The sequence below is a fragment of the Amycolatopsis sp. WAC 01376 genome (genome assembly GCF_003947415.1).
In the GTDB taxonomy this organism is placed as follows: domain Bacteria; phylum Actinomycetota; class Actinomycetes; order Mycobacteriales; family Pseudonocardiaceae; genus Amycolatopsis.
The window spans coordinates 1,768,805-1,794,701 of sequence record NZ_QHKL01000001.1 but is presented as its reverse complement, the minus strand read 5'-3'; the positions used below and the strand labels follow the sequence as shown (position 1 = coordinate 1,794,701).

Sequence of the window (25,897 nt, the reverse complement as noted above, 5' to 3'; positions counted from 1 at the left end):
GGTCCAGAGCGTTCGGCCATCCAAGGCACTCTCTTTCACTACATCAGTGGTCCACACCTCACTACCGGTGCATGAGGGTAGCGAACGGGAGGGCCAGATGTAACCCTTCGGTCAAGACGTGCAAGAAGACCCCGTACGGGTCTTGACCCGTTGGCGCTCAGTTGTCAACAAGTCCCCGCCACGAACACGCCCAGTTGTGTTCACTTCTGACAAACAACCTGTTCGGGTGATCGTTACCACTTGGGATCATGGGATGACCACCCATTGTGAGCGCTGTGTCCGTTCTCTACAGTGGGCCCGTGGCTCGACAAAGAGTCACTTCCGAATTCCACATCAGGCCACGTCATCACGTGTCCCTCCCTTGATCAGGAGCACCCCTTTGCTTGGCTCTGCAAGCTCGAAGAAGGCCTTGAGCGTCAGCCTGGGCCGGCGTGGAGCCCTCGCCTTCGCGATGGCGGCCGTCGTTTCGGTATCGGTCAGCGGCTGTGGCCTCCTCGGCGGCGACGATTCGTCCTCCTCCGGCGGCTCGGGGAACCTCGAGAAGTCGAAGATCAAGGTCGCCGTGATGTCGACCATCGACCTCGCCCCGCTGCGCCTCGCGCAGGACGGCGGCTACTTCAAGAACGAGGGCCTCGACGTCGAGGCGATCGAAGCCGCGACCGGCCAGGTCTCGCTGACCAAGCTGATCGGCGGCGAGGTCGACATCGCGTACGCGAGCTACACGCCGTTCTTCATCGCGATGAGCAAGGGCACCGCGGACATCAAGCTGGTCGCGGACGCCTCCTCCGCCGGTCCGAAGAGCACGATGCTGGTCACCCTGCCGACGTCGACGGTCAAGAGCGTCAGCGACCTGGCGGGCAAGAAGATCGGCATCACCGCGCCGAACACCGTGTCCGACACACTGTCCAAATCGGTCATGAAGGACCACGGCGTCGACGCGAGCAAGGTGCAGTGGGTCCCGATCCAGCTGCCGAACGTCGGAGCCGCGCTCAAGAACGGTGACATCGACGCCGGCTTCCTGACCGAGCCCTTCATCACCCAGACCGCGAAGCAGGCGGGCACCGTGCCGGTCGTGGACACCGCCACCGGCGCCACCCAGGACTTCCCCACCGCGGGCTACGGGTCGCTCGGCAAGTTCGTGAACGAGAACCCGAAGACCGTGGCCGCCTTCCAGCGCGCCATGCAGAAGGCCACCCGGGACGCCGCGGACCGCTCCAAGATCGAGCCGCTGCTGGTCAAGTACGCCAAGATCGACCAGGACACCGCCGCGCTGACCACGCTGCTGACCTTCCAGTCCACCCTGGACCCCCGCCGCATCCAGCGGGTCCCGGACCTGCTCCTGCAGATGGGCGCCATCCAGACCAAGATCGACGTCGGCCCGATGATCGCGCCGCAGACCACCAGCTGATGACACGCGGTTACTCCGAATTGCGGTTCCACCCGTAATTCGATCACTGAAAGTAATGTTGTCCAAGCGGGTGATCAGGTGATCGGGCGAATGGCCTAAAATGATCACCCGCTGACAACACCCATTGTGAGCAGGTGGGCAAATCTCTAAGGTGACCGCGTGCCTGGCGAATCGAAGCCACGACACGGATGAAAAAACCCCAACGGTGATTCATTGTTTCCGAGGAGCTGGCTTTGTTTCGAAACGCCATGAGCAGGAGTGGTGCGCGTAGAGGCCGAGGTGCCATCGGCGTCGCCCTGAGCGCGCTCATGCTGGCCACGTTGGGTGCCTGTGGCGCCCTCGGCGGCGATGACACGTCCAAAGCGTCCGGTGGTGGTGACGGCGCACTGGAGAAACCGAAGATCAAGGTGGCCCTGCTGCCCGTCGTCGACCTCGCTCCGCTGCGGCTGGCGCAGGAGGCCGGCTACTTCAAGGCCGAAGGTCTCGAGGTCGAAGCCGTCGACGCCCCCAGCGGCCAGCAGGCGATGACCAAGATGATCGGTGGCGAGGTCGACATCGCCTTCTCCACCTACATGCCGTTCTTCGTCGCGAAGAGCAAGGGCGCCGCCGACATCCGGCTCGTCGCCGACTCCGTGTCGGCCAGCCCCAAGAGCAACGCGGTCGTCACGGTGCCGAACTCCACGGTCAAGACGATCAACGACCTCGCGGGCAAGAAGATCGCGATCACCGACAAGAACACCGCCTCCCACCTGCTCACCGTCTCGGTGATGAAGGACCACGGCGTCGACACCAGCAAGGTCCAGTGGGTGCCGATGCAGCTGCCCAACATCGCCGCCGCTCTCGGCTCGGGCCAGGTCGACGCGGGCTACCTGCCCGAGCCCTTCCTGACCCAGGCTTCCAAGGTCGTCGGCGCGACCCCGATCGTCGACATCGCGACCGGCGCCACCACGGACTTCCCCCTGGCCGGCTTCGGCGCGCTCGGCTCCTTCGTGGACAAGAACCCGAAGACGCTGGCCGCGTTCCAGCGCGCACTGGCCAAGGCCGTGCGCGAATCGGCCGACCGCTCCAAGATCGAACCGATGATCGTCAAGTACGCCAAGGTCGACGCCGAAACCGCCTCACTGCTCACGCTGCCGACGTTCGGGGCCACCCTGGACGCCCGTCGCCTGCAGCGCGTGCCGGATCTGCTGCTGCAGACCGGAGTGATCTCGGCCAAGCTCGACGCCGCTCCGATGCTCGCCCCTCAAGCTGGATAAAGGTCAAGGTGCCACGACTTCTCCGTGCCCTGGCCGGTCTGGCCGGTTTCTTCCTCGTCTGGGAAGCGATCGTCCAGGCCGGCCTGGTCCGTAAAGAGTTCCTTCCCCCGCCGACCGTCGTCCTCGTGACGATCTTCGAACAGTTCGGCGAGACGCAGTTCATCCGGGACCTGATCGCCACGTTCCTCGCGTGGGCGATCGCCCTGCTGATCGCCGTCGCCGTCGCCGTACCCGCCGGTCTGCTGCTGGGCAGCATCCCCGGCCTGCGCACCGCGACCGCGGTGGTCATCGAGTTCCTGCGGCCGATCCCCGCCGTCGCGCTGATCCCGCTGGTGCTCCTGCTGATCGGCGGTGGCCCCGAAGCGAAGATCACGCTGGCCGTGTACGCGTCGTTGTGGCCCATCATGTTCAACACGATCTACGCGCTCGGCGAGATCGACCCCGTCCTGCAGGAGACCGCGAAAGCCTGCGGTACCAGCAAGTTCCGGACGTTGACGTCGGTGGCGCTGCCGCATACCGCGCCGTTCGTGTTCACCGGGGTCCGGCTGTCCGCCAACATCGCGCTGATCGCGGTGGTCAGCACCGAATTCCTCGCCGGGGCCAAACTCGGCATCGGCAACTTCATCATGCAGGCCAGCACCGGCTCCACCAGGTTCGACCTCGTGCTCGCGGGCACCGTGGTGGTCGGCGCGCTCGGCTTCCTCATCAACGGCGGACTCGAGATGATCGGCAGGCGGGCGTTCCGCTGGAGCACGGTCGACCGGGAGGCGGTCTCGTGACGACCCTCACGCTGACCAGCCGCGTCGGCAGGCGCGTGGGCCGGGGTATCGGCATCCTCGTCCGCAACTGGCTGCTCTTCTTCGCCCTGCTCGGGATCTGGGAGCTCGCGACCCGGCTCGCGGAGAGCCCGTTCTTCCCGCCGCCGACCGAAATCTTGACCACGTCGGCGAAACTGTGGTTCACCGGCCCTGCCTCACAACTGTTCCTCACCGACACCGTGTTCGCCAACGTCCTGCCGAGCCTCGGCCGGACACTCGGCGGCTGGCTGCTGGCCGGCGCGATCGGCGTCGCGCTGGGGGTCATGCTCGGCCGGTCCAGGACCGGGATGGACTACGTCGGACCGCTTTTCGCGTTCTTCCGCTCGGTGCCGCCGCCCGCGCTGATCCCGGTGTTCATCGTCCTTTTCGGACTCGGGCCGGGCATGCAGACCGGATCGATCATCTTCGGCGCGATCTGGCCGGTGCTGCTCAACACCGTGGACGGTGTCCGGTCGGTGGACCAGGTGAAGATCGACACCGCGAAATCGTTCCGGACCCCGCGGTCGTACTGGGTGCGCTCGATCGTGCTTCCCGCCGCCGGGCCGAAGATCTTCGCGGGGCTGCGGCTGAGCCTGTCCATTTCCCTGCTGCTGATGGTGATCTCGGAACTGGTCGGCTCCTACAACGGCATCGGCCGGTCACTGATGGACGCCCAGCAGGCGTTCGACTTCCCGCTCATGTGGTCGTGGCTCGTCCTGCTCGGGCTCCTCGGCTTCGGGTTCAACGCGGCCTTCCTCGCGGTGGAGCAGAGAGTGCTCCGCTGGCAGCCCACCCGCAACGGCCGTCTCTAGTTTTCGAAGGGTCAGCAAGATGTCAACCATGCTCGAAGTCTCCGGGCTGAACCACCGTTACGGCGCGGGAGAAAAGGCGCACATCGCGGTCAACGATCTGTCGTTCACCGTGGAAGCGGGACAGCTCGCGAGCATCGTCGGTCCGTCGGGCTGCGGCAAGTCGACGCTGCTGCGCTGCATCGCCGGGCTGATCAAGCCGACGTCCGGCCGCGTCAGCCTGCACGGCGATGACGTCTCCGGCGTGCCGGAGGATCTGGCCGTGGTGTTCCAGGACTACAGCCGCTCGCTGTTCCCGTGGCTCTCGGTTGCGAAGAACGTCGAATTCCCCTTGCGGTGGCGTAACTTGAGCCGCTCCGAGCGCCGGACGCGGGCGCAGGAGGCGCTGGATTCGGTCGGCCTGTCCGAAGTCGGCTCGAAGTTCCCGTGGCAGCTCTCGGGCGGTATGCAGCAGCGCGTGTCGATCGCGCGAGCACTGGCCAGCCGTCCCGCCCTGCTGCTGATGGACGAGCCGTTCGCGTCGGTCGACGCGCAGACGCGGTTCGAACTCGAAGACCTGACCCGGCGCGTGCAGCGCGAGAACGGCAGCACGGTTCTCGTTGTCACGCACGACATCGACGAGAGCGTCTACCTGTCGGACCGGGTGCTGGTGCTGTCGAAGTCACCCGCCAAGATCGTCGCGGATCTGCCGGTCGGGCTGCCCGCGGAGCGGAACCAGATCACCACGCGCGAGTCCGCTGAGTTCGTGACGCTGCGCGGTGAAGTGGCGCGGCTGCTGCACGGTGGCGCCCCGGAAGCCGTCACCGCGGCTTCCGACGCGGCCGAGTACGAACTCGCGCAGCAGGACGCCGCAGCCGACGCTGCCACCTCCGAGGTGCGCGCGAAGAGCTGACTCGTCGGGGGGTGAGTAGTTGTGCGGTTCTCGCTGAGGGTCGTGAGTGGTAATGAGCGTTAGAACGACCTTTACCACTCACGACCCCCACGCGAAGCCGCGCAAAAGACCCAAATCGTGCGCCGGCACCTTCATGTACTCCCAGCGCCTCAGTACAGCGTGCGGGGGTTCGCGTCGATGCGGACGTGCACCAGATGCGGCCGCTCGTCCGGCAGCGCGGCTTCCAGCGTCGGCTTGAGGTCTTCGGCCTTCTCGACGACGGACGTTCCCAGCCCCAGGCTCTTCGCCAGCGCCGGGAAATCGATGCCGCCGAGGTCGACGCCCGGCACCTTCTCGCCGCCCGCGGCCTCGCCGAGGATGCGCACGGCGGCGTACTGCGAGTTGTCGAAGATCACGAACGTCACCGGCAGGTGCTGCTGCGCCGCCGTCCACAGTGCCTGGACGCAGTACATGCTCGACCCGTCGCCGAGGATGGCGACGACCTTGCGGTCCGGGCGGGCCAGCGCGACGCCGACGGCGGCGGGCAGGCCGTAGCCCAGGGTGCCGCTGGCGACGGTGAAGAAGCCGGAGTCGGTGGACTTGATCGGCAGGTGGTCGTGCAGTTCGTTGCGGTGGCTCGGGGTCTCTTCGACGACGATCGCGTTGTCCGGCAGGACTTCCGAGATCACCGAGTAGGCGAAGCCCGGCGTGATCGGGGTGACCGCGGCGGGCTTTTCCATCCGGGCGCGGGATTTCGGCGCCTCCCGCGGCGCGGCGCGCTCCAGCAGCGCGCGGATCGCGAGCTTCGGCGTCGCGCGGATGCCGGTGCCCGCCTCGGCCCTGGCGAGGACCTGTTCGTCGGCGTTGACCACGAACAGCGGCGGCATCGAGATCTCCGACTCGCCGCGGTACACGTGGTAGATGAACGCCGGGGCACCGATGACGACCACGAGGTCGTGGTCGATCAGCGCGCTCGCGAGCATTTTGCGTTCCGGCTGCAGGAAACCGAAGAACTGCGGGTGGTCCTCGGGGAACGAGCAACGCGCCGCCATCGGCGACGCCCAGACGCCCGCGCCGACCTTCTCGGCCAGCTCGACGAGATCCGGTACGGCGCCCTCGTCGTCGACACCCGCGCCGACCACGATGGCCGGATGCTCGGCGGCGTCCAAAGCGGACACCAATTCGTCCAAAGCGGACGGATCGGGCGCGAAACCGCGGATCGTCGGCCGGGAGACGATCGGCTTCGTGGTCTCGACGTCCCAGTCGTCCACGGGTACCGAGACGAACACCGGACCCATCGGTGCCTGGGTCGCGACGTGATACGCCCGCGCCAGCGCCGCCGGGACGTCCTCGGCCCTCGCCGGTTCGCAGCTCCACTTCACGTACGGCTTGGGGAAGTTCGCCGCCTCGACGGCACCGAGGAACGGATCGTCCGGCAGCAGCGACCTGGTCTGCTGGCCGGCGACGATGATCAGCGGCGCGTTGTTGCGGTACGCGGTGAAGATGTGCCCGAGCGCGTGGCCGACCCCGCCGGCGGAGTGCAGGTTCACCAGCGTCGCCCGCCGCGTCGCCCGCGCGTACCCGTCGGCCATCGCGACGACGGACGCCTCGTGGAGCGCGAGGACGTAGGTGAAGTCGTCCGGCCATTCCGTCAGGAAGGCGATCTCGGTCGTGCCGGGATTGCCGAAAACGGTGGTCAGGCCCAGATCGCGCAGCAGTTCCCTGGTCGCGTCACGTACGGTGCGGGTAGCCATGACCACACGGTATCTGGTCGGAACCCGATAGTTGAAGATGCAACCTCGTATCACCGTATGTGGTCTGGACCTGACCCCTTGCGTACGGCCTACTCCTTGACCAGCGCCGCCCACTCGCGAACGGCCGCGACGTCCACATCGGACTCCCAGCCGCCGGGACGGACCGCGCTGCCGACGTGGAACGCGTCCACCCCGCCCGCCCGCAGCAGATGCACCTGCTGCGCCCGCAGGCCGCCGGCGACCAGCAGCCGCGGCCCGGCCGAGCGGCGGGCGAGCCGCTGCAGCACCGAAAGTCCGTGCGCCACGCCGTGCGGATGCCCGGCCGCGAGCACCGTGTCGCAGCCGAGCGCGGTCAGCTGGTCGTAGGCGCGCAACGGGTCCCGCGCGCGGTCGATGGCGCGGTGGAAGGTCCACGGCAGCCCGTCGAGTTCCTTGACCAAGGTCTCGCAGGCGTGGACGTCGATTTCGCTTTCCAGGTCCAGGAAACCGAGCACGAACTCCCGGGCGCCCGCGTCGATCAGCCGCACGGCGTCCGCGCGCAGTCCGTCGAGATCACCGGCGGCGAAGGACATGTTGTCGCGCAGCATGACCCGCACCGGAAGGTCGGTGGCGGCGAGTACGTCGCGCAGCGTCTCGACCGACGGCGTGAGACCGTCGCTGGCCATGTCGCTGACCAGTTCGAGGCGATCGGCCCCGCCCTCCTGTGCGCGCTCCGCGTCCGCCGCGGTCAGCGCGATCACTTCCAGCAGGCCGGTTTTCGGGCTCATGGACCTTCCAATTCGCTTTAGTCCGAGGGGTTGTCGTCACCCCTGGCGTGGCGACCGCGCCGGAATCCGCCTTGCAGGCTGGTCATCCGTTCGCGGACCGCTTCGGGGGAAAGTGAGAGTATCGGCCTCTCCCCTCGCGGCTTCTCCGGCCTGTCGTCCTGCGACCGGGCCTCGGGAACGACGGCGGGCAGCACCGGCCAGGTCTCCTCCGCCCCGTCCTCTTGTTCCAGCTCGGCGGGTGTCGGCCAAGCGGGTTCCGGCTCCGGCGCCCTTTCTTTCGGCACCAGAGCCTTCGGCCGCACCGGCTTCAGCGTCGGCTCGGTCGGCTCGTCCGGGTCCTGCGCGGGTTCCTCCCGCGCGGCGCTCCCCTCGGCCGCCTTCACCGGTTCGAACGAGGGCAAGGAAGGCGGGCCGGGTTCGGCGGGCGAAGGCCCTTCGCGCGGGCCGCCGTGGTCGAACCACTGCGAAAGCACGCTCTGGTACTTGGGCATCCGCTCCGTCGGCGAGTCCAGCTCGAGATGGTTGGCGGCGTCGTCGTCCGAAGACGGCCACTCCGGCTGGGTCTCGCGTTCGACGACGGGAGCGCGCCGCAGCGGCCCGGGATCCAGCACGGGCGCGAACCGCGACTCCTCGACGCTCTCCTCCGGTTCGGGCAGCGGCGGGACTTCCAGCGGCGGCTCGGGTTCCGGCTCGGAAACGACGACGACGGGCGGGGGCTCCGGCAGTTGGGCGGCCTGGGGCGCTTCGACGATGAGCGCGGCGACCACGACGACCACCGCGGTGATCCCGCCGCCGTCGGCAGACCGCAGGCGGACATCGATCCGGTGCCGGACGGCCAGTGTCGCGACCACGAACAGGCCCATCCGCCGCGAAACCTCGACGTCGACGTCCGGCGGGTTCGCCAGCCGCGCGTTGGTGCGGTCGATCTCCGCCTGCGGCATCCCGGCGCCGTGGTCGGTGATCTCGATCTGCCATTCGCCGCGTTCGGTCTCGTGCCCCTCGACCTGCACCATCGTGCTCCGGTCCGAATAGCGGGTCGCGTTCTCCAGCAGTTCGGAGACCACGTGCACGAGGTCGTTGACGGCCTCGCCGCGCACCGCGATCCGCGGCGCGGCGCCGAGTTCGATCCGCTGGTAGTGCTCGACCTCCGAGAGCGCGGCGCCGATGATCTCGTCGGCGACGACGGCGCCACCGTCCTCACGGACGACGTCGGTCCCGGAGAGCACCAGCAGGTTCTCGCTGTTGCGGCGCATCCGGGTCGCGAGGTGGTCGAGCTCGAAGAGCCCGGCGAGCGTGTCGGGATCCTGTTCGTCGGCCTCCATGCGGTCCAGCACGGACAGCTGCCGCTCGACCAGATCCTGGCTCCGCTGCGACAGGTTCACGAACATCGCGTTGATGTTCTCCCGCAGCATGGCCTGTTCCCCGGCGAGCCGGACCGCCTCGCCGTGCACCGCGTCGAACGCGCGCGCCACCTGGCCGAGTTCCTCGCGGCTGAACACCGGGACCGGCGCGACGGCCAGCCGTCGCCGCAGGTTCTCCGGCTGCGGTTCGGGATCGCTGAGCAGACCTGCGACGGCCGCCGGGAGCTGGTGTTCGGCGACCTGGAGCGCGCTGCGGCGCAGGATCCGCAGCGGCCGCAACAGCGAACGCGCGATGATCACCGAGAGCACCCCGGCGACGAGCAGGACGCCGAGCACGATGCCGCCGTCCCAGATCGCGGACGTTCTAGCCTGTGCCGCCAGGGTGTCGGTGCGTTCCTGCAACTGGACGAGCAGCGCCTGCTGCACCTGATGGGCCAGGTTGACCGTGTAGGTGGCCGAGGTGTCCCACTGGTTCGGGTCCAGCCCGCCGAGCCCCTGATCGTTCTCGGCGCGGATGAGCGCCGACTCCACCATGTCGTTGCCGATGTCGACGATCAGGCCGATCACCGTGTCGTCGTACATCCGCTGCTGCTCGGGTGTCGCGAAGGTGCGGTAATCGTTGCGGGCGGCGGCGAGTTCGGCCTCCGCGCCGAGCAGCGCCCGGGTCCGGTCGCGGTTGAGACCGCCCTGGGCGAGCGCGGCCGCCATGATCGCGCGCTTGACCGACATCTGGTCCTTGACCCGCGCGAGGGCGTTGCCCGCGAGGCGGAGCTTCCCCAGATCCGGATCGGATACGTCGGCGGCGGTGGCATCGCTGATGTCGAGCAGGCCGGAGATCAGTTCGCTGTAGGAGCGCAGCACCGCGTCGGCGGGAAAAGCCGAGTGTTCCGCGGAAAACCGGAGTCCGGTGAGCACGCGCAGGCGGTCGCTGGTCAGTTGCAGACTCGTCGCGGCCTTGCCGCCGAGCCTGTTCTTGCTTTCGCCGAGGGTGCGGTCGAAGGTGCCGATGGCTTCGTCGGCGCGCTTGCGCTGCTCGGTCAGTTCGGAGACGTCGCCCTTGCGATCGCCCGCGACGAACCGGACGGTGAGGTCCCGTTCACGCTGGAGCTGGTGCACGGCTTCGGCGACGGTGCTGTCGACCCGGCCGCGGGTGGCGAATTCGGCCAGCTGCCGGGCGTCACGCAGATCCGAGTCGACCCGGAGCCCGACGAGGGCGACCACCGCGAGCGCGGGGATCAGGAGCACCACGAAGAGCTTGGTCCGCAGGTGCCAGTTCCGGAGCCGCCATCGTCCGCCGACACGAGGATGCCGTTCCGCCGCGTCGCCCCCACGGGGACGCTTGTCGCGACGGGCCACCTGGTTTCCTTTTCCCACCACGGGACCCTTTCCCATGGCTGACATCGGGGACGAGAGCCCGAACCTACTGTAGAGTAACAAGGTTCGAGGACGATCGAAAGCCGCGCAATCCGGCGTCTCCCGCAGGCGATCGTATGGGGCACGGACCATACGATCCAGAAGGAGGAGCACATTCTCTCGGTAGGTGAGCGGTGACGAAGATGCGCGTCTTGGCGATTCCGCTGGTAGCGGCCCTGCTGGCGATCGCCGGTTGCGGAGTGTTTTCCGGTGGTGACGCAAGCACCGACGCGCCACTCGAACGGACGGAACTACGCGTCGGCGTCGGAAGCCCCATCGACACGGCACCCCTGCGGGTCGCCGTCGCCGAAGGGAAGTTCACCGCCGCGGGCCTTTCCGTCACCCTCGTCGATGTCCCCGGCGACCAGGCGATCGGCAAGCTCGCCGCGGGCGAAGTCGACATCGCGTTCGCCAGCGACGTCTCGATCTTCCGCGCCGCCGCGGCCGGGACGCCACTGCAACTCCAGGGCGAGGCCTACACCGCCGGCCGCAACACCATGGCGCTCGTCACACTCCCCGGCTCCGACTACACCGAGCCGACGCTCAAGAAGTCACCGAAGATCGCGGTGAACATGCTCGACGACGTCGGCGTGCTGGCCGCCCGATCGGTCTTCGGGACCGCGGGCATCGACGTGACCCGGATCCAGTTCAAACAGCACCCGTTCGACCGGATGCCGCAGGCATTGCAGGCGGGCGAAGTCGACGCCGCGTGGATGGTCGAGCCGTACATCACCAGGGCCGAGAAGGAACTCGGGGCGAGCATCCTCGCCGACGGCGCCCGCGGCGCGACCCTGGACTTCCCGATGTCGGCCTACGTCTCGTCAGGGGCCTTCGGCCAGGGCAACGCCCGCACGCTCGCGGCGTTCCGGAAGGTGCTCGGCGAAGCGCAGGTGCGAGCGGCCGACTCCGCCGTCGTCCGCGACGCGCTGCCGACGTTCTCCGACATCGACCGCACCACGGCTTCGCTGATCTCGCTCGGGACCTACCCGGTCTCCCTCAACGGCATCCGGCTGCAACGCGTCGCCGACCTGATGCACAACTCGGGCATGATCGGCGCCCGGCTCGACGTGCAGGCGCTGGTGCCGCGGCCTTAAATGTTCTCCCCGGTCGGCCGCAAGCACACTGTCCGCTCGGGCGGTCCGGTGTAGTGCAGCGCCGTGTCGTCCGACGAGCACGCGCTCTCCGACGACCCCCGCGTCACCACGGCCCGCGCCTCCGCGCTGATGTCCGTGCAGCGCACCTTCGCGATCCGCGTCTCGTGCACGACGTCGCGCAGGCAGTCCCCGGTCTCGACGTTCAGCGCCAGGCAGAGCGTCTTCTGGGCCTTCTTGCTCGACGAACTCCCGTACAGCTCGAACTGGATGTAATCGGAATCGCGGCAATCGGATGAGCCCGTGCGCACCTCGTCGATGCGGAAGGTCGCACGGCTCGACGTGCAGCTGGCGGTCGTGTAGCTCTGGTTGCCGCCCGCCTCGTCGGTCAGGTACAGGCATTTGCCCGCCTCGACCTTGGAGTACCTGCTCGACTGCGAAATCCCCCAGGCGGCCAGGCTCCCCAGGCCCAGCGCGGCGACGACGCCGAGCACGATCGAAACCTTGGCGAGCACACTCAGCGGTCGTGGCTTCGGGAACGGTGTCGGCGGTCCCACCTCCGGCATCGGAGGCAGCGGCGCGGGCGCGTTGAACGGGTCGTACTCGGGCATCCCGCCGGTCGGTGTTGTCGTCAAGGTCCCCTCCAGTCACCTGAGGCACATCCTTCCACCAGCGGTGCCGCGACGGGAGCCGGTGTGGCCGGAACGTATAAAGGACGATGTGACCGATGGCCCGCTGATCGTCCAATCCGACAAGACCGTGCTCCTCGAGGTCGACAACAGCCAGGCCGACGACGCGCGGATCGCCATCGCGCCGTTCGCCGAACTGGAACGCGCGCCCGAGCACGTCCACACCTACCGGATCACGCCGCTGGCGTTGTGGAACGCCCGTGCGGCAGGCCACGACGCCGAACAGGTCGTCGACGCGCTGACGTCCTACTCACGGTTCCCCGTGCCCCAGCCGCTGCTCATCGACATCGTCGACACGATGGGCCGGTTCGGCCGGTTGCAGATCGCCAACCACCCGGCGCACGGCCTGGTCATGTCGACCATCGACCGCGCGGTGCTGGAGGAGATCCTCCGGCACAAGAAGATCAGCCCGATGCTGGGCGCGCGCATCGACGAGGACACCGTGATCGTGCACCCGTCCGAACGCGGACGACTGAAGCAGGCGCTGCTGAAGGTCGGCTGGCCCGCGGAGGACCTCGCGGGTTACGTCGACGGCGAGGCGCACCCGATCGAGCTGGCCGAGGTCGACTGGGAGCTGCGCGACTACCAGCGCAAGGCCGCCGAGGCGTTCTGGGCCGGCGGGTCCGGCGTCGTCGTGCTGCCCTGTGGCGCGGGCAAGACGCTGGTCGGCGCCGCGGCCATGGCGCACGCGAAGGCGACCACGCTGATCCTGGTGACGAACACCGTCGCCGGACGGCAGTGGAAGCGGGAGCTGATCGCGCGCACCTCGCTCACCGAGGAGGAGATCGGCGAATACTCCGGGGAGAAGAAGGAGATCCGGCCGGTCACCATCGCGACGTACCAGGTGGTCACGCGCAAGACCAAGGGCGAGTACCGGCACCTGGACCTGTTCGACTCGCGGGACTGGGGCCTGGTGGTCTACGACGAGGTCCACCTGCTGCCCGCGCCGGTGTTCCGGATGACCGCGGACCTCCAATCGCGGCGGCGGCTCGGGCTGACAGCGACCCTGGTGCGCGAAGACGGGCGCGAAGGCGACGTGTTCTCCCTGATCGGCCCGAAGCGATACGACGTTCCTTGGCGCGACATCGAGGCTCAGGGCTGGATCGCGCCGGCGGAATGCACCGAGGTCCGGGTGACCCTGACGGACGCCGAGAGGCTCGCGTACGCGACCGCCGAGGCCGAGGAGCGGTACAAGCTGGCGGCGACCGCTGACACCAAGACCAAGGTGATCAAATCGCTGGTCGACCGGCATCCGGGCGAGCCGACCCTGGTCATCGGGGCCTACCTCGACCAGCTGGAGATGATCGGCGACGAACTCGACGCGCCCGTGATCCAGGGCGCGACCCGGAACAAGGAACGCGAGGAACTGTTCGACGCGTTCCGGCGCGGTGAGATCAGGACACTGGTCGTTTCGAAGGTCGCGAACTTCTCGATCGACCTGCCGGAGGCCTCGGTCGCGATCCAGATCTCCGGGACGTTCGGCTCGCGGCAGGAGGAGGCCCAGCGGCTCGGACGGCTCCTGCGCCCCAAGGGCGACGGACGGCAGGCGCATTTCTACTCGGTCGTCTCGCGGGACACCGTCGACACGGAGTACGCGGCGCACCGGCAGCGATTCCTGGCCGAACAGGGCTACGCGTACCGGATCGTGGACGCGGACGACCTGCTGCGCCCCATGTAGGGACCTTTGCTACCGCTTGGCCCCCGGCGGCTTCGAAGTCCGTGAATGCCTCCTTCCCTACCCTCAAAGTAGGGAAGGAGGCCCTCACGGCCCTGGGCGGACGCGAAGGGCGAGTTTCCTCGGCTGAGCCGAGGCGAGGGGCTTCACGCGCACTCTCTGAACCATGCGGCAGTACATGAAGGCCCCCTTCCTTGCGCCTAGGTACAGGAAGGGGGCCTTCATGTACTGCCGGCTGTGGCGGCGACGGATAGTGACGGATGTGAGGCCTTCACGGACAGCCGCCACCAAAGCGCAAAAATCCATTGTGGACACTCCCTGTGGCCGCTGTGACACCAGTGACGCATGAGGCGGCACCCGCGACATCCCGCAAACGGGGTATCGAAAACTGTCGGTGCTTCGAACTAGTGTTCGGGTAGAGTTGACCGAACACCAGTTCGAGGGGAAGCCGATGACGATCGCACCGTTCCGCCCGGGTACGCCGCCCGTCCAGACCCTGCCGCCCGGCCGGTGGCACGGCCGGATCTGGGTTTCGGATCTGCCTTTGGCCAGGCCGGAGCGCTACACCGGCTGCGTCGCGGAGTTCGACCGTTCCGGGCTGTGGCCGGTGCTGATCCCGCACGACCAGCGTTTCGCGGCCAACGGCGAGGACTGGATCGACGACCGCGGCAGGCTCGCTCCCGCCGATCACCGGATCTCGTCGGTGGATCCGGCGGAGGTGCTGGCCCGCTGGTGGGACACGTCGTGCTGCGACGGCGCCTGCCTGCGCCCGTTCGGCGCGAAGTTCCCCGGTCTGGCGCGCCGCCCGTCGCGCCGGGCGGATCCGCTGGCCGAGGCGGGCAACACCGGTTCGATCCTCGCCGCGCGCGGGCAGCATCGGCTGGCACTGGTGCAGACCGAGCGGCCCGCCGACATCCCGGCGATCCTCGGCTGGACGGGCATGATCAAGGCGACCGATCAGGTCCACGAGCTGTCCGCGGTCCTGCGCAGCTGGGAAGACCGGTTCGGCGCGACGCTCACGGTGCTGGGCTTCGATTCGATGGAGCTGTCGGTGGCCGCGCCGCCGCGCACCCAGGGCCGCGCGCTCACGGTCGCCGCCGAGCACCGTTCGTTCTGCCTGCCCGCGTTCGCCGGCCAGCCGGGCAATCTGCGCGAGTTCGCCTCCAGTCTGGTCCAGACCCGCAGGTGGCGGTTCTCGTGGGCGTGAGGGCGCGTTTGCGCGCGCGGGAGAGGGGGAATCAGGGCAACGCGGAAAGGCGGTGATCGACGTCGCTGAGCTGAGGATCGGCACTTCGGGCTGGCGCTACCCACCGTGGCGCGGGGACTTCTACCCTCGCGGCCTGGTGCAGCGGCGCGAGCTGGAATACCTGTCGTCCCGGATGAACTCGGCGGAGATCAACGGCTCGTTCTACTCGCTGCAACGTCCCGAGCGGTACCGGGCGTGGGCCGAGCAGACACCGGACGACTTCGTCTTCGCCGTCAAGGGCGGCCGCTTCATCACGCATATGAAGCAGCTGCGTGACGTCGAGACGCCGCTGGCGAACTTCTTCGCGTCCGGGGTGCTGGCGCTCGGCCGGAAACTGGGGCCGTTCCTCTGGCAGCTGCCACCGCGGCTGGCGTTCGACGCCGAGCGGGTCGAGGGGTTCTTCGAGCTGTTGCCGCGCACCAGCCACGCCGCCGCCGAGCTCGCGCACAAGCACGACGACAAGTTGAAGGCCGAACCGCACACCGATCCGAAGCCGCGCCGGAAGCTCCGGCACGCCGTCGAAGTACGGCATCCGAGCTTCGCCGGGCCCGAAAGCCTCGCACTGTTCCGGAAACACGGCATCGCGCTCGTGGTCGCCGACACCGCGGGCAAGTTCCCGTTCGTCGACGAGATGACGTGCGACGAATTCGCGTACGTCCGCTTGCACGGCGACGAGGAACTGTACGTCAGCGGGTACGGCGACAAGGCCTTGAAACAGTGGGCCCGGAAGATCAAGGGCTGGGGCCGCGACACGTACGTCTACTTCGACAACGACGTCAAGGTCGAGGCGCCGAAGAACGCGATCGCCCTCGCGGAACTCCTGGCTTGACCGCGCACGCTGCACAGTCAGCGCGCAGTGAGCGGTGTCCTGTTAGGTGAGGCCTGAGGTCACGGGCGTACTCGCGTGCTGCGACTGGGGGTCGGCACGCCGGTCGCCCGTGCCTCACCCCGCCTTGGCCGCGTCGCCCACGAGCGAGGCCAGCTTCGTGCGGACGTCCTCGGCGTCCGGATGCGACAGTTCGGTCAGCACCCGGACCGAGCGCAGCCAGCATTCGCGTGCCGCCGGGGGATCACCTCGTCGGAGATGGATTCCGCCGAGCTGCGCCAGCACGTCGGCCGCCTCGTAAAGCTCGCCGTGGGCGAAGAACATCTCGACGGCTTGCCGCATGCAGGCGATGCCCTCGTCGCCACGGCCGAGCCCGACGAGCGCGATGCCCTTGGTGTGCAGGGTGAAGCGGGCTTCGTCGGGGAGCGCGTGCGACTCCAGCGCCAAGGCCTGATCGGCGAAGTCGAGGGACTGCTCGAAGCGGCCCGCCTGGGCGCAGATGTCGCCGAGGGCTTGCAGCGCGCTGGCCTCCATGCCGGCGCCGACGTTGCTCTCCCGGATGAGCCGCAACGCGCGCGTCCCGTATTCCCAGGCCGTGTCGGGGTCCTGACTGGCCAGCGTGAGGTTGTAGAGGGCCCTCGCCTCGCCCTGCCGGTCGCCGACCTGCCGCTGCAGTTCGACGACCTGCTTGAGGTAGGCGATGCTGTCCTCGTATTGGCGGGCGACCCCACAGGCCACTCCGAGTCCGCTGAGGATGGCGGCCTCACCGGAGCGATCCCCCATGTCGCGGGCGGCGCGGAGCGCCACGCCGAACACCGAACGCCAGTCCTCCAGCCGGGACCGCACGATGAAGTACGACTGCAGCAGCCATGCCAGCTGCCAGCACTCCCGGTACCGCCGTTCCCGGTACGCGATGTTCACCGCGGCGATGAGGTTGCCGGCTTCCTCGTCGAACCAGTCGAGCGCCTGTTCGTAGTGCCCGAACTTCAGTCCGGCGCCGTCGAATCGCTCCGGTTCGACGAGCCGGTAGTGCCGGTCCGAACGCAAAAGCCGCGACGCGTTCAGCGCAGAAGCGAGCGACGCGTGGAGCAGCCTGTCCAGCACGCCCTTCCGCGCCTCGGGTCCGTCGAGTTCCGCCGAGAGTTCGGCCGCGTACGCGCGGATGAGGTCGTGGAACTGGTACCGGCCGGGCCGGGACCGTGCGATCAGGTGCGCGGAGGCCAGTTTCGCCAGATCCTCGTGCGCTTCCGCGATGTCGACCCCGGCCACCGCCGCGGCCGCGGCCGCACTGAAATCGCCGCCCGTGGGCAGGCCGAGGAGCCGCAGCATCCGCGCGGCTCGTTCGTCGAGCGCCCGGTACGAGTACGAGAAGACGGCCCGGATGTTCGTCTCGTCGCCGTCGGCGAGGTCGAACGAGCCCAGCCTGTCCTGTTCGGCTTCCAGCAGCCGGACGAATTCCCGCAGCGGCAGGTCCGGGAACTGCGCCGCCCGCACGGCGAGGATCCGGATGGCCAGCGGCAGCCCGCCGCAGTACCGGACGAACCGTTCGGTGGCCTCGGGGTCTTCGGTGACCCTGTCCAGCCCGATCGTCGAAGCGACGAGGGCGATCGCGTCCTCGTCCGGCAGCTCCCCCAGCGCGACGCGACGCGCGCCGTGGGTCGCCACGAGCGCCTGCAACTGCCATCGGCTGGTCACCAGCACCAGACAGCCGGGGCCCGGCAGCAGCGGCCGGATCTGTTCGGTACTCGCGGCGTTGTCGAGCAGGATCAGCATCCGGCGGCCCGCGCTGTGGGTGCGCCAGGTGGCCGCGCGGCCGTCGGCGCCGGCGGGGATCCGGTCGGCGGGGACACCGACGGAGACGAGCATGGTTTCGAGCGCGGCGGCGGCTTCGACCGGCTCGCCGGGACCGTATCCGCGCAGGTTGAGGTACACCTGCCCGCCGGGGAAGCGATCGCCGACCTCGTGCGCGAAATGGATGGCGAGGGTCGTCTTGCCGATGCCGCCCATCCCCTCGATCGACGCGATGGACGTCGACCGCTCGGTGTCCAGCGCTTCCGGGACGAGTTCGTGCAGTGCCTTGAGGTCGCGCTGCCGACCGGAGAACACCCGCAGATCCGCCGGGAGCTGACGCGGGATCAGCGGTTCGGAGCCGAGCCGGTATCGCGTCAGCTCGGAGTCCAATGTGGTCTTGCCGGACTCTTCGCCGGTCAGGATCGCCTGGTGCGCCCGCCGCAGCGACGCGCCGGGATCCAGGCCGAGTTCTTCGGCAAGCACCGCGCCGATCCGGCGGTAGACGTTCAGCGCCTCGGCCTGCCTGCCGGAGCGGTAGAGCGCGATCATCAGCTGCTCGTGCAGCCGCTCCCGCAGCGGGTTCTCGCGGCACAACTTGGTCAGCTCGGGGACGACGGTGGCGTGATCGCCGAGGGCGATGAGCGCGTCGGCCCACTGCTCGCGAACGCGCAGCCGCTCTTCGCCCAGCTGGTCGGCTTCGTCCCGAAGCAGCGCTTCGGAGTGGACGTTCTGCAGCGCCGGGCCGCGCCATTCGGCCAGCGCGGCCTCGAACCGGTCCGCGGCGCGACGCGGATCGCCGTCTCCAGCGGCCCTCGTTCCCTCCGCGGTGAGCGCGCGGAAGCGGGCGAGGTCGAGCAGGCTTTCGTCGAGTTCGAGCAGGTAACCGCCGCGCTCGGTGCGGATGGTGACCTCGTCGCCGAGCGCGCGGCGGACCCGCAGGATGTAGGTCTGCAGGGCTCCCTTGGACCGCCTCCGGTCGTCCGGCCACAGCCAGCGGCCCAGTTCCTCGACCGGCACCACCGTGTTCGCGCGCAGCAACAGGCCTGCCAGCACGATGAGCGGCCTGCTGCCGCCCAACGGAACCGGCAGCCCGTCGGCCGTGACCTCGGTGGGCCCCAGCACGCGAAAGTCGAGTGCCACATCGCTCATTCTGTCCGTTAACGCCTGAATCGGCACATGATTCCAGCGGTGGCATGATCGGTGCCGATGGACGTCTACGCGATCCCCCTGCGCACACGGTTCCGCGGCATCACCGTCCGTGAAGGACTGCTGATCCGCGGCGACGCGGGCTGGGGCGAGTTCTGCCCGTTCTCCGACTACTCCGACGCCGAAAGCGCGCCGTGGCTCGCCTCCGCGCTGGAGGCGAGCGAACACGGATGGCCGTCGCCGGTGCGGGAGAGCGTCGAGGTGAACGCGACCGTCCCGGTGGTGTCGGCGGAGAAGGCGTACGAACTCGTGTCCGCGTCGGGCTGCCGCACGGCGAAGGTGAAGGTCGCCGACCCGCGGGTGAGCCTCGCCGAAGACTGCGACCGGGTGGAGGCGGTGCGGGCGGCGCTGGGTCCGCGGGGCGCGGTTCGCATCGACGCGAACATGGCCTGGGACGTGGACACCGCGGTCAAGGCCATCGGCGAACTGGACCGAGCGGCGGGCGGGCTCGAGTACGCCGAGCAGCCGTGCCCGTCGATCGAAGAACTGGCGGACGTCCGGCGCCGGGTCGGCGTGCGGATCGCCGCGGACGAATCGATCCGCCGGGCCGAAGACCCGCTCAAGGTGGCCGTGGCCGGGGCGGCCGACATCGCCGTGCTGAAGGTCGCGCCGCTGGGCGGGGTGCGGCGCGCGCTGGAGGTCGCCGAAGCCTGCGGCCTGCCGTGCGTGGTCTCCTCCGCCGTCGAGACGAGCGTCGGACTCGCCGCCGGGCTGGCGCTCGCGGGCGCACTGCCCACTTTGGACTTCGCCTGCGGGCTGGGCACAATGTCCTTGCTGACCGGGGATGTCTGCGGCGCTTCACTGTCCCCTGTGGACGGACGCCTGCCGGTGCCGCTCCAGGCTCCCGCCCCGGATCTGTTCGCCGCGCACGCCGCCGCTCCGGACGTCCGCGCGGCCTGGGAAGCCCGCCTCACCCGCGTCCGCGCCCACCTCCCGACGCTATGAACGGACCGTTCCTTGCAAAATTTGCAAGGAACGGTCCGTTCATAGCGCTCGGGAGACGGTCAGCCGCAGTGCTCCAGCGGGGACTCGTAGCTGGCCGACCCGGCCGAGCCGCCCCACTTGACGCACTTCGCGCCGGCGGCCGCGCTCACCGGACCCGCGTAGTACTCGAAGCTGCCGGAATCACTCTTGCGCGCCGAACCCTCCACTTCGAGGAAGGCCGAAACCGCGCTGCCCGTGCCGACCGAGGTGGACTTGATCGTGGTGACGCAGTTGTTCTTGGTCGTGCCGTTGTACAGCAGGTACGTCGTCGCCGCGCTGCCGAGTGCCTGCGAGTCGATGACCTTGTAACCGTCGCCGCACACCTCGACGGCGTCGTACGGGTTGGGGTTCCCGCTGCCGCTGCAGGTGTTCTTGGAGGTGACGTTGGCGTTGGGGTAGCCGAACCTCACACCGTTGAAGTACGCGGGCTTGATGTTGCTCGGCCACGACGAGTCGTTGGTGCGGACTTCGTAGTGCAGGTGGGGGCTGATGTTGTTGCCCGGCTTGGAGGTGTTGCCGAGCTCGCCGATCTTCTGCCCCTGCGCGACCTGCGCGTTCAGCGCGACCGAACGGACCCTCAGATGCGCGTAGTAGGTCGACCATCCCCCACCGTGGTCGATCTTCACCAGGTTGCCGAAGCCGTTCTCCGAACCCTGGTGCGCCGAGATGACGACCTTGCCCGCCGCGGCCGCGACCACGGTGTCGCCGAGGTCCGCCCCCGCCGAGCTGCCGCGGTTGAAGTCGATTTCGTAGGCGCGGTGCGCGCTGCTGTTGTCGTTGTCGCCGTTCCACACCTGGTTGCAGGGGAACGGGAGCTGGAAGTTGGGACGCGGTCCGACGGCGGCCTCGGCCGACGTCGCGGTGATCGCCAGTCCGGCCATGCCAAGCAAGGCGGTGGCGGCCGCCGTGACCACTCGTCTGAATCTCATCGGGTGTCCTTTCTCGGCGTTTCGTGAGAAGCGTCCCGAAAGGGCGTACAAGCGAGATACAAACGACCACGAGCCCTCCTGGCCGAGGGGACCAGGAGGACTCGCGCCGCCTCCGCACCGGATCCGTCCGCGTCTTCCCCGTTCCGGTGCGGGTGTCTCAGCCGACCCGCTCGATGGTGGCCCGGCGGATCAGGAACTTCCCGGGTTCGCGGACCTGTTCGAAGGCCGCGTTGTTCAGCAGCGCGCAACTGCCGGAAACGCCGGTGACCTCAACGGTCGTGGATTTGCCGTTGTCCAGGTTCGTCACTTTCAGCTGGGTGCCCGCCGGGAACTCGCTGCTGGACGCGGCGGGTGCGCCGCCCTCGCCGGACAGCGTCACCGTGGAACCAGGGCAAACGACTTCGCCCTCGCCCGCCACGGCTTCGTCCATCCCGGCGTCCTGCTCTTGCTTGCCGCCGTCCGCCAGCACCTCTTCGGTGCAACCCGCGGCTTCGCGGCGCTGCTGGATGAGGTCGACGACGGCCTGCCGGTTCGCGATCCGCGCCGCGGAGACGGCGTCCGGATCCGCCTGCTGGCCCGCGATGAAATCGAGGTTGCCACGGAGCGCGGTGTCCAGTCCCTGACAGCTTTCCGCAGCTTGCCCGTCCGGAGTGCTGACCGCGAACATCACCGCGGCGATGGCGGCCACCCCGAGAACGGACGCGATGCCGATCGTCGCACGCTTGCGGTGTTTCCCGGCGCTGTTCATCATCGATGTCTTCCTCCGGTCTGAGTCCTCCTCACCCACATCCAGGGATACGGATGGGTAACGGAAGTGGTTCAAACCGGTTTCAGCCGAGCCAGGGTTTCGCGATGCGCGCGTAGGTGCCGTCGTTCAACGCGAGGTGCAGCCACTGGTCGGCCCACTCCTTGAACACGACGTCGCGCGGCAGCAGGTACGCCTTCTCGGAGAAGGTGAACGGGCGATCGGGATGCACCGCGCACAGCCGCGGATCCTGCTTCGCCTGCCAACGGGTTTCGGTCGCGTCGGTGATCATCAGATCCGCGCGGCCCGCCAGGATCTCGGCGAAGATGGTGTTGTTGTCCGGATGCCGCACGATGGTCGCGCGTTTGAGGTTCGCGTCGGCGAACTGTTCGTTGGTACCGCCGGGGTTCACGATGACCCGGACGCCCGGCTGATCGATCTGCTCCACGGTCTGGAACCGCTTTTCGTTCTCGCACAAGGTGATCGGCGTCTTGCCGTCCCGAAGATAGGGAACGGTGTAGAAGCCCTTCTTCGCGCGGTCCAAGGTCACCGACACGCCGCCCATCGCCAGGTCGCATTTGCGCCCGACGTCGTCGGCGATCGCCTTCCATGTGGTCTGGACCAGTTGGAGCCGGACACCGAGCCGCTTCGCGAGGTCGCCCGCGAGGTCGATGTCGATCCCGCTCCACGCGCCCGCGGCGTCGCGATAGGTGAACGGGCGATAGTCCCCCGTCGAACACACGCGGAGTTCGCCGCGGGCCTGCACGACGTCGAGCCTGCTTTGCGCGCCATGGCCTTCGGGCGCGGCGCCGGCCGTGCCGATTCCCAGCACGGTCAGCACCGCGACCCCGAAGATGAGTGCTTTCGCCTTGATCGTCATCAAGGCATCTTCCACGCCCTGAGGTAGGTCCGCACCAGCCAATCGTCGACCCAGCCGGTGTCCGGCTCCTCCGGCAACGGCGACGCCACACGCACGAGCTCGTCCAGACGGCATTCGAGGGACTCGGCCGCCTCCAGCGCTTCCTCGCGGGTTTTCTTGCCCTGCCTCAGATCACGGAGCCAGCTCAGCCACGGCTCGGGGACCGGCAGCGTGATCCGCCCGGTCTCCAGCAGTTCCACACCCTGCACGCCGAGGCGCACCATGTGCATGGCGAACTTCGTGTCGAAGCCGTACTTCTCGATCAGCTCCGGCCGCCCCGGCTTGCCACGCAGTCCCAGCATCCGCTCGCGCTGTGCGCGCGAGTAGCCGAGGAATCGCAGGCCCGCGCGGCGCGAGACGATCCGGTGCGCGTTCTCGCGCAGCTCGGCTCCGAGCTCGTCGATGCGCACGATTTCGTTCTCGGGCGCGAACAGCGGCAACAGGACGGTCGGGTTCCCGTTGACCGCCAGGCGCAGCCACTTGCGCAGCGAGTAGACGATCAGGTCCAGGTCACCGGGACCGGACCGGACGCCTTCGGGCTGCGTGCGGAAGATGTACTGCTCGAACCGCTTCAGGCCGATCACGTGGTCCGGCGGCTCGACGCAGATGCCGAGTTCGTCCCGGTCGTCCTGGCCGAGCACGGCGGTGCCGTGCAGCCCGGACCCGACCTGGCAGCGCAGGATCGTGCCCTGCTCGGCGATGGCGGCGAATTCGGGGCTGTCGTGTTTCACCTGGCAAGTTGTACTCGCGCGGACACCCCGGGGCATCCGGTTTTCGCGCCCCTCAGGGTCGGATTCCAGGGTCGGGTCGGGGCCGTTCCCCGATGTGCCGGGGGTCGTCCCGGGGCGAACATGGAGCCATGACGAACAGCGTGGCCACCAAGAAGCTCTACCGCAGCCGTACCGACAAGATGCTCGCGGGCGTCGCCGGCGGCTGGGCCGCCTACCTCGGCGTCGACGCGGCGATCCTGCGCATCGCCCTCGTGGCGAGCGTCTTCTTCACCGCCGGATTCGCGATCCCGGTCTACGCCGCCGCGTGGTTACTGACTCCGGAGCGGCCCGGCGAATCCTGAGCGAGGGGGCAAGGGGGACGAGGTGAAGAGCCCGGACATGGGGATGTCCGGGCTTTTCGCTTTTCCTCCGGTTCGGCCGCGCGGTCGCGCGTTCGCCGTTACACTCCCCATGACTTTGTCACAGGGAGCGGGAAGCGGGGGCCTTCATGGCCGGCAAGTATCTGACCCTCAGCGAGTACAAGAGGATGCTCGACGGCGCGCTGGACGACCTCCTCAAGGCACTCACCAAGCGCTGGATGGAAGACGCCGTCGACGCCATGACGGGTCTCTCGACCACCGTCCCGTGCTCGGCGGAGCCCTGGGCCTGGCAGTGGCCCGCCGAATCGTACGGTCACCTGTCAGGCGCCGACGACATCTGCGGATACCTGACCTGGGTCATGGACGGCATGCTCGGCCATTACAAGGACGTCCACTGCCAGGGCTGGAATCCGCAGACCCAGAAATACGTCGAATGCCATGTCGAACGGAACCTGGCACAGATCGAGCGGCTGGCTTGGAACCGGCGGCAGGAAATCGCCAAGTTCGTCCCGCAGCTGGAAGGGCCCGACCTCACGAAGCTGGAGACCGCCCACAACACGTTCCTGAACGTCGCGGGCAACCTCGGCTTCCAGGACAAGAACGGGCGGGTGACCGAACTGCTCGGGCAGGGCGAGGTCGTCCGGAACGTCGAGTGGCTGGACGGTACGACCAGCGAGAACGAGGAATGGTTCATCGAGTGGACCGGGCTCGCCGCCAAGGCCTTCAAAGCCGGATTCTTCGCCTCGATCGCACCGACCATCCTGAACCAGGCACTCATCCTCGCCAGCCTGTCCACCCTGTACTCCACGCGCGCCACGACGATTCAGGTGACCCGGCTCAACATCATCAAACGACTCAACTGGGCCACCAAGAAACTGGACGAAAAGGTCACTCTCACGATCTCCACCGCGGACGCGATCCTGGAGAAGCTCGATCGAGCGCAGGCGATCCACGGGATCGTGAGCAATCTGCTGTCCGCGGGGGCGAAGCTCAGCAAGGTCGTGGACTCCGTCAATGAAGCGGGCGGGAAGGTCCTCGGCCCGGTCGGCGCCGTCCTCACCTTGGCCGGCTTCGTCGGCGGAGCCCTCAAGAGCCACACCGTCGAGCAGGACGCCATGTCCCTCCAGGACATCCTGCAGAAGCTCACCACCTCGATCCAGGACGAACACAACGCGTTGAGCGGCCTCGAAGACGACTTCGGCGGGGACGTGCTGGCGCTGCAAAAGGCGATCGCGGGGGTGCACAGCTACAACCTCGAGCTCTACGACCTCACCGCGAACACGCTGCCGAACCAGACCGACCGCGCGAAGTACAAGGGGATCAGGGTCGAGGTCCACTTCCTCCTGCGGGTGGCGCAAACCTGCTTCGAAGCGGCCGAAGCCTATTCGGCACAACTGCGGATTCTCTCCGGGGCCGATGTCGCCGACCGGCACCTCGCGGGCCGCGAGGCGCAGACGTGCACGGGTGATGACACGACGTTGGAGATCCGCGACGCCGTCGAACAGTTCATGAGGACGAGCTGTGCTCGCTTCCTCCTCGCCGGCGAGCAGCTCAGGAAAGCGGCCGAAGCCTACGCGAAAACGGACGGCGAGCTTTCCGACGATCTCAAGAAACTGTTCGCCGACTGGGAAAGCGCCAACAAGGGCCGGGGGAAGATCGACCCCAACCCCGAGACCGTGGAAACGGAAGGCGCGGCCGGGGAGGCGGGCAAAACCGACCGGACGGGCCTCGAGCCGAGGAAGGCCGCGGAGCCGAACGCCATCGACCCGTACGAGAAGGACCGCCGTCAGCAAGGCGGCAAGTACGTGGTGGACGGGCAACGGTAGGCCCCTCGCGCCCGGTGCGCGGGTGGCGATGTCGCGTGACCGGAGGGACGACACACGTGATCAGGCGGACGACACGCGTGATCCGACGGACGCCTCGCGGCTGAACCCGGTCACGCGCGTGTCGTCCGTCCAGTCACGTGTGTCGTCCGCCTGATCACACGTGTCGTCCGTCCAGGCACGCGTGATGTCCATTGGATCACGCGAAACCGCCAACTTTGGGGTGGGCTCGCGAGTGGCAAGGACGGTTCTATCGAGGGGTAAGTCAACCGAGGCGGGTCGCGAAAGTGGCTTTCGCGACACGCCACTCCAGCGCCAGTAGCACCGTCATCCCCAGCGACAGCACCTGAAGAATCCCTTCCCCAGTACATGAAGGACCCCATCCTTGCGCCTAGGTACAGGAAGGGGTCCTTCATGTACTTCGGGCGCCACCTGGCAAAGGAAAAG

22 protein-coding genes are annotated in these 25,897 nt (G+C 68.3%); 12 read left to right on the top strand and 10 right to left on the bottom strand.

Annotated elements, in window-relative coordinates:
- Positions 1-333: 333 nt before the first annotated feature.
- The gene (locus DMH03_RS43020) at positions 334-576 is read right to left on the bottom strand and encodes a hypothetical protein (protein ID WP_370310731.1); all 243 of its coding nucleotides are present in this window, start codon (positions 574-576) and stop codon (positions 334-336) included.
- Between DMH03_RS43020 and DMH03_RS08615 the strand changes: the two genes are divergently transcribed.
- The 5 genes from DMH03_RS08615 (at position 566) to DMH03_RS08595 (ending at position 5,162) form a co-directional block, all read left to right on the top strand.
- A complete protein-coding gene (locus tag DMH03_RS08615; RefSeq protein ID WP_370310729.1) occupies positions 566-1,408 on the top strand; it encodes an ABC transporter substrate-binding protein in 843 nt (280 codons plus the stop codon). The two genes, DMH03_RS43020 and DMH03_RS08615, sit on opposite strands and share 11 nt — an antisense overlap.
- Positions 1,409-1,716: 308 nt before the next feature.
- Entirely contained in the window at positions 1,717-2,664 is a 948-nt protein-coding gene (locus DMH03_RS08610) for an ABC transporter substrate-binding protein (protein ID WP_125791610.1), read from the top strand.
- Positions 2,665-2,672: 8 nt separating this feature from the next.
- Positions 2,673-3,443: an ABC transporter permease gene (locus tag DMH03_RS08605; RefSeq protein WP_125791365.1), complete on the top strand. Its 771-nt coding sequence runs from the start codon at positions 2,673-2,675 to the stop codon at positions 3,441-3,443.
- Complete coding sequence (locus tag DMH03_RS08600) at positions 3,440-4,273, top strand: ABC transporter permease (protein ID WP_125791364.1); 834 nt, start codon at positions 3,440-3,442, stop codon at positions 4,271-4,273. Before DMH03_RS08605 ends, DMH03_RS08600 begins: the two co-directional genes overlap by 4 nt.
- A 19-nt stretch (positions 4,274-4,292) precedes the next feature.
- Positions 4,293-5,162 carry an ABC transporter ATP-binding protein gene (locus DMH03_RS08595; protein ID WP_125791363.1) on the top strand — a complete coding sequence of 290 codons (870 nt, stop codon included), beginning with the start codon at positions 4,293-4,295 and terminating at the stop codon, positions 5,160-5,162.
- A 149-nt stretch (positions 5,163-5,311) separates the two neighbouring features.
- On the opposite strand, the gene mdlC is transcribed toward DMH03_RS08595, so the two are convergent.
- The 3 genes from mdlC to DMH03_RS08580 form a co-directional block, all read right to left on the bottom strand.
- The gene (gene mdlC / locus DMH03_RS08590) at positions 5,312-6,895 is read right to left on the bottom strand and encodes a benzoylformate decarboxylase (protein WP_125791362.1); all 1,584 of its coding nucleotides are present in this window, start codon (positions 6,893-6,895) and stop codon (positions 5,312-5,314) included.
- 89 nt (positions 6,896-6,984) lie between these two features.
- Positions 6,985-7,662, bottom strand: coding sequence for a copper homeostasis protein CutC (locus DMH03_RS08585; RefSeq protein WP_125791361.1), 678 nt, complete (start codon positions 7,660-7,662; stop codon positions 6,985-6,987).
- A gap of 17 nt (positions 7,663-7,679) precedes the next feature.
- Positions 7,680-10,379, bottom strand: a complete 2,700-nt coding sequence (locus DMH03_RS08580; RefSeq protein WP_199748721.1) for a nitrate- and nitrite sensing domain-containing protein — start codon at positions 10,377-10,379, stop codon at positions 7,680-7,682.
- 191 nt (positions 10,380-10,570) lie between these two features.
- On the opposite strand from DMH03_RS08580, the gene DMH03_RS08575 reads away from it, so the two are divergent.
- A complete protein-coding gene (locus tag DMH03_RS08575; RefSeq protein WP_125791359.1) occupies positions 10,571-11,530 on the top strand; it encodes an ABC transporter substrate-binding protein in 960 nt (319 codons plus the stop codon).
- Here the strand turns inward: DMH03_RS08575 and DMH03_RS08570 are convergent.
- Positions 11,527-12,162 (bottom strand): hypothetical protein, encoded by a 636-nt coding sequence (locus DMH03_RS08570; RefSeq protein WP_125791358.1) that lies wholly within the window; start codon positions 12,160-12,162, stop codon positions 11,527-11,529. The genes DMH03_RS08575 and DMH03_RS08570 overlap by 4 nt on opposite strands.
- Positions 12,163-12,247: 85 nt before the next feature.
- Here DMH03_RS08570 and DMH03_RS08565 point away from each other — a divergent pair, with 85 nt between their 5' ends.
- From DMH03_RS08565 to DMH03_RS08555, 3 genes are all read left to right on the top strand, one after another.
- Positions 12,248-13,894, top strand: coding sequence for a DNA repair helicase XPB (locus tag DMH03_RS08565; protein ID WP_125782122.1), 1,647 nt, complete (start codon positions 12,248-12,250; stop codon positions 13,892-13,894).
- A 448-nt stretch (positions 13,895-14,342) separates the two neighbouring features.
- Complete coding sequence (locus DMH03_RS08560; protein ID WP_125782124.1) at positions 14,343-15,098, top strand: DUF4253 domain-containing protein; 756 nt, start codon at positions 14,343-14,345, stop codon at positions 15,096-15,098.
- A 52-nt stretch (positions 15,099-15,150) separates the two neighbouring features.
- Positions 15,151-15,966 carry a DUF72 domain-containing protein gene (locus DMH03_RS08555; protein ID WP_125791357.1) on the top strand — a complete coding sequence of 272 codons (816 nt, stop codon included), beginning with the start codon at positions 15,151-15,153 and terminating at the stop codon, positions 15,964-15,966.
- 114 nt (positions 15,967-16,080) lie between these two features.
- Here DMH03_RS08555 and DMH03_RS08550 read toward each other — a convergent pair whose 3' ends face one another.
- Positions 16,081-18,903, bottom strand: a complete 2,823-nt coding sequence (locus DMH03_RS08550; protein WP_125791356.1) for a BTAD domain-containing putative transcriptional regulator — start codon at positions 18,901-18,903, stop codon at positions 16,081-16,083.
- A gap of 57 nt (positions 18,904-18,960) precedes the next feature.
- On the opposite strand from DMH03_RS08550, the gene DMH03_RS08545 reads away from it, so the two are divergent.
- Positions 18,961-19,905, top strand: coding sequence for an o-succinylbenzoate synthase (locus tag DMH03_RS08545; protein ID WP_125791355.1), 945 nt, complete (start codon positions 18,961-18,963; stop codon positions 19,903-19,905).
- Between the two features lie 59 nt (positions 19,906-19,964).
- On the opposite strand, the gene DMH03_RS08540 is transcribed toward DMH03_RS08545, so the two are convergent.
- The 4 genes from DMH03_RS08540 to DMH03_RS08525 all read right to left on the bottom strand — a co-directional run bounded on the left by DMH03_RS08540 (position 19,965) and on the right by DMH03_RS08525 (position 23,268).
- On the bottom strand, positions 19,965-20,873 hold the full coding sequence (locus DMH03_RS08540; protein ID WP_233611328.1) for a M23 family metallopeptidase: 909 nt from the start codon (positions 20,871-20,873) through the stop codon (positions 19,965-19,967).
- 157 nt (positions 20,874-21,030) lie between these two features.
- Complete coding sequence (locus DMH03_RS08535; RefSeq protein ID WP_125791354.1) at positions 21,031-21,624, bottom strand: hypothetical protein; 594 nt, start codon at positions 21,622-21,624, stop codon at positions 21,031-21,033.
- Between the two features lie 79 nt (positions 21,625-21,703).
- Complete coding sequence (locus tag DMH03_RS08530; protein ID WP_125791353.1) at positions 21,704-22,498, bottom strand: transporter substrate-binding domain-containing protein; 795 nt, start codon at positions 22,496-22,498, stop codon at positions 21,704-21,706.
- Positions 22,498-23,268 (bottom strand): DNA polymerase beta superfamily protein, encoded by a 771-nt coding sequence (locus DMH03_RS08525; protein ID WP_125791352.1) that lies wholly within the window; start codon positions 23,266-23,268, stop codon positions 22,498-22,500. Before DMH03_RS08525 ends, DMH03_RS08530 begins: the two co-directional genes overlap by 1 nt.
- A gap of 128 nt (positions 23,269-23,396) precedes the next feature.
- Between DMH03_RS08525 and DMH03_RS08520 the strand changes: the two genes are divergently transcribed.
- Both DMH03_RS08520 and DMH03_RS08515 read left to right on the top strand, forming a co-directional pair.
- Entirely contained in the window at positions 23,397-23,609 is a 213-nt protein-coding gene (locus DMH03_RS08520; protein ID WP_125791351.1) for a PspC domain-containing protein, read from the top strand.
- Between the two features lie 146 nt (positions 23,610-23,755).
- Positions 23,756-25,453, top strand: a complete 1,698-nt coding sequence (locus DMH03_RS08515) for a hypothetical protein (RefSeq protein ID WP_125791350.1) — start codon at positions 23,756-23,758, stop codon at positions 25,451-25,453.
- Positions 25,454-25,897 lie beyond the last annotated feature (444 nt).

Coding starts and splice junctions, on each gene's coding strand:
- DMH03_RS08615 (WP_370310729.1), top strand. CDS start 566: ATGTCGACCATCGACCTCGCCCCGCTGCGCCTCGCGCAGGACGGCGGC.
- DMH03_RS43020 (WP_370310731.1), bottom strand. CDS start 576: ATGGTCGACATCACGGCGACCTTGATCTTCGACTTCTCGAGGTTCCCC.
- DMH03_RS08610 (WP_125791610.1), top strand. CDS start 1,717: ATGCTGGCCACGTTGGGTGCCTGTGGCGCCCTCGGCGGCGATGACACG.
- DMH03_RS08595 (WP_125791363.1), top strand. CDS start 4,293: ATGTCAACCATGCTCGAAGTCTCCGGGCTGAACCACCGTTACGGCGCG.
- mdlC (WP_125791362.1), bottom strand. CDS start 6,895: ATGGCTACCCGCACCGTACGTGACGCGACCAGGGAACTGCTGCGCGAT.
- DMH03_RS08585 (WP_125791361.1), bottom strand. CDS start 7,662: ATGAGCCCGAAAACCGGCCTGCTGGAAGTGATCGCGCTGACCGCGGCG.
- DMH03_RS08560 (WP_125782124.1), top strand. CDS start 14,343: ATGACGATCGCACCGTTCCGCCCGGGTACGCCGCCCGTCCAGACCCTG.
- DMH03_RS08550 (WP_125791356.1), bottom strand. CDS start 18,903: ATGAGCGATGTGGCACTCGACTTTCGCGTGCTGGGGCCCACCGAGGTC.
- DMH03_RS08545 (WP_125791355.1), top strand. CDS start 18,961: ATGGACGTCTACGCGATCCCCCTGCGCACACGGTTCCGCGGCATCACC.
- DMH03_RS08540 (WP_233611328.1), bottom strand. CDS start 20,873: ATGAGATTCAGACGAGTGGTCACGGCGGCCGCCACCGCCTTGCTTGGC.
- DMH03_RS08535 (WP_125791354.1), bottom strand. CDS start 21,624: ATGATGAACAGCGCCGGGAAACACCGCAAGCGTGCGACGATCGGCATC.
- DMH03_RS08530 (WP_125791353.1), bottom strand. CDS start 22,498: ATGACGATCAAGGCGAAAGCACTCATCTTCGGGGTCGCGGTGCTGACC.
- DMH03_RS08520 (WP_125791351.1), top strand. CDS start 23,397: ATGACGAACAGCGTGGCCACCAAGAAGCTCTACCGCAGCCGTACCGAC.
- DMH03_RS08515 (WP_125791350.1), top strand. CDS start 23,756: ATGGCCGGCAAGTATCTGACCCTCAGCGAGTACAAGAGGATGCTCGAC.